The organism is Ruegeria sp. P8, from assembly GCF_056534665.1.
This window is the reverse complement of record NZ_JBQERC010000047.1, coordinates 1-3,019: the sequence shown is the minus strand read 5'-3', so window position 1 is coordinate 3,019 and position 3,019 is coordinate 1. Positions and strand designations below refer to the sequence as shown.

Sequence of the window (3,019 nt, the reverse complement as noted above, 5' to 3'; positions counted from 1 at the left end):
CAATCTCTTCGGGCTTCGGTCGCTTGTTTGCCATTCGTGGTCCTCCGTTTCCTAAACATAGCGGTGGACCAGTTCAGTTGGGGAGGCTCACTTCCCTAAAAATGAAGATTGGTGTCCCGAGTATGTCTCTCGATTTGTTTCTTGGTGCTTGCCAAATATTGGCCATCTACAACGCAACAAGGAAGATGTTATGAGAAAATCAAAACCAATGACTGCAAAAGCTGCTGCGCGAGTACAGAGTGCCTCCGCGAAAAGCAACGGCGGCAAAGTGAGCAAAGGCAGCTTTCCGGCCCGTGCCCAGGCTGCTGCGGCAAAGCAGACAAAAAAATAATATCATGGAGGTGATGAGGCTTTCATCACCTCCCCCCAAAGCTCACACATGAAGTACTGTAAAAACAGAGATATAGACAAAATGATCCGTCAAGAAGTAAAAGCTGGAGCACGCTTTGCAATTGGTCGAAAGCACGGCAAATTGCGGTTAGCGAATGGCGGAATTTTGGTCGTAGCAAGATCCCCAAGCTGCCGGAGAGCTTACCAGAACACGCGCATGCAGCTAAAGAATCTAAAACGAATAGCCCCCCAATGAAGCCAATCCCACAACCCGGCGAAATCTTAGAGTTTATACTTCGTAATTTCACGCACGTTGACGGTGAGAACAACTCTGCTCTCGACAAGAAACTTCAACGAATGGCTGATCTACAGGGTTTTCTTTCTGAAGAAATCCGCAAACTCTCACTTCAAAAGCTTTCGAGTTTGTTGGAGTCATGCCCCGACCGTACTGGGATTCTAGAAACTTTGGTCAACTATAAGGATCACTACATATTTGCCGTCCGAGAACTCGAGTGCGGATCTCGTAGTGCTATTGAAGTTAGAAGCGTCTTTGACAGCTACGCTGTTTCTTTGTTTGTCGAACTCCTGACGCCGCTTTCGCAGAAACTCGGTTTCAAGGTTGAAGATATTATTGGTCATCCTGCGGAAGGTGTCTCCGTTGTATGGAATGCACGTCTTCAGGGTAAAACCATCCGGGCGCTGTCTGCTGACCTACAAAAAAAAATTCCGATAGAGGCGCGCAGTTGGGAAACTGAGATCGGTCGATGGTCTCGTAGGTCCGGCATGAGCGTTTCGAAGATCTTAGCAATCCAGAGCAGATATGACTTTGATCTCGGTTTTGCTTTGGCACTTGCGAATGCATATAGAAACTACTGCTGTCTCGAAATGGTAGATGCTTCTCGACACACTTCGGATTACAAGAAGCTGGTCGAGACGGTCTCTGAAGACATAAAACTCCAGAACTCTATTTCGCATGAGCAATTTCGAGAAGCCCGTTGTGAAATCTTATTGGAGCTCTCGGAGCTCACAGCCCCTAGTAGAGAGAAGGTGGCTGGAGATGTAGCAAGGGCCGAAGCTTGTATAGAGCTGCTTAAGGAAGAGCTTTGCGATAACTTCAGCCTGGCTAACCTTTCTTTGATGGAAGGGTTGCACTTGGCACAGCTTGGAGATCGCAAGGCCGCGCTGAAGTGTTTTGATGAGGCGGGCGCAGCGTTCAGCTACCAAAGTGCCGCCGGATTTGAATGCGCAATGACCTACTTGTTCGCCACTTCAGCCGCCATCAACGAAAAGCAAATTCGCAACCGCTGGACTGCGCGTTGTGAAACAATCGGACTAGAGGTAATGCCTCAGGAGACGGATACTTCTTTCAAGTCTTTGTTTCCAAATTCTTATCCTGAAGCACTTGGTTGCCTGCCAATAAAGACATCGAAAGTCGGGTTTCCCGCAGCAGCTAAATGGAAAGGCCGGACACCTGATTTATCTAACCCGGGCAGGAGACTTAGGGATTGGGGCGATGGGCCTGTGAGCCAGCTTCATATTTACACCTTCCTCCTCGACAGGGAAAATATCCAAGCACTTTTGAAGAAGGGAGCTGATCCAGGCGACCTCGATAAGCGGGAAAGGTCACCTTTGTTTTTTGCGATTAAGCGAGGTGACAAAGATGTCTTTTACGAACTAATCGACGCCACAAAGAAGGCTACAATCGATACGAAGGCAAAAAATGGCGAGACATGCTTGCATGAAGCAATAAAGGAGCGCCACTCGGGTTTTGTTGAATCTTTGCTTTCTAAGGGAGCAGATTTCGAAATTGAAGGGCCGCAAGGAGGTTCGCCTTTATTCGCAGCAGCAAATAACTTCCGGTCGCCACAAAGATTGTTGGAAGACTTCCTTGATCCTCACCAACGTGCTCAAAAGGTGTCCATTTGGGGTGACCGGCATTGGCAGACACCTTCTCCATTCAGACATAGGCATGCAGAAGCGTGGGAGAGTTTTATCAACAAAAACCCTCGGATCGTGCCGCAAATGCATGAGTATTTTCAGAAGCAACAGAGCGAACTTGTAAACTGTAAAGAGATCGTTTTGTCCCTTCTAGACGCAGGGGCGGACATCACCACAAAAGTCTCTTGCGACGGAATGACTCCGTTTCTTTTTGCGGCTGAAATAGGAGATCCTTGGCTTTTTCGCACACTGATAGAATACGGAGCAAACGTGAGAGACAAACTTGACGACGGAACAACTGCACTAACGCTGCTCTACACGCACAATCACAACGAGTTGGCAAAGTGGTTCCTTCTCGAGGTATCCGCCGAAGATCGGCTCTGGTTTCGAGAGGCAACGCGAGTTGTAAGCACTGGAGCGAAGCTGGAGCTTTGTTTGAAACGGCTTACCGAAGAACAATGAGATGTAAAACTTCAGACTTTATCTGAGGGACACCTCAGCGAACAGGGCTGAGAATGGGTTGTTGGCCGTCCGATTGATCGGAACCCCTGATTTGTAAAACTTCAGACTTGATCTGACGGACACCTCAGCGAACAGCGCTGAGAATGGGTTGTTGGCCGTCCGATTGATCGGAACCCCTGATTGTCTTGTCCACGGCGATGAGCCTCCCCAACTGAACTGGTCCACCGCTATGTTTAGGAAACGGAGGACCACGAATGGCAAACAAGCGACCGAAGCCCGAAGAGATTGT

3 protein-coding genes are annotated in these 3,019 nt (G+C 48.6%); all 3 read left to right on the top strand.

The features are described from left to right. Window positions 1-194 (top strand): hypothetical protein (locus tag ACR0BZ_RS19745; RefSeq protein ID WP_480921071.1); only part of this gene is annotated, 194 nt, incomplete at its 5' end. Beyond that, on the top strand, window positions 191-331 hold the full coding sequence (locus ACR0BZ_RS19740; protein WP_170351321.1) for a hypothetical protein: 141 nt from the start codon (window positions 191-193) through the stop codon (window positions 329-331). The genes ACR0BZ_RS19745 and ACR0BZ_RS19740, both read left to right, overlap by 4 nt. Window positions 332-582: 251 nt before the next feature. Beyond that, complete coding sequence (locus ACR0BZ_RS19735; protein ID WP_480921070.1) at window positions 583-2,730, top strand: ankyrin repeat domain-containing protein; 2,148 nt, start codon at window positions 583-585, stop codon at window positions 2,728-2,730. Window positions 2,731-3,019 lie beyond the last annotated feature (289 nt).

What these genes read in the sequence shown, in the direction of transcription:
- ACR0BZ_RS19740 (WP_170351321.1), top strand. Translation starts at nt 191, where the DNA reads ATGAGAAAATCAAAACCAATGACTGCAAAAGCTGCTGCGCGAGTACAG.
- ACR0BZ_RS19735 (WP_480921070.1), top strand. Translation starts at nt 583, where the DNA reads ATGAAGCCAATCCCACAACCCGGCGAAATCTTAGAGTTTATACTTCGT.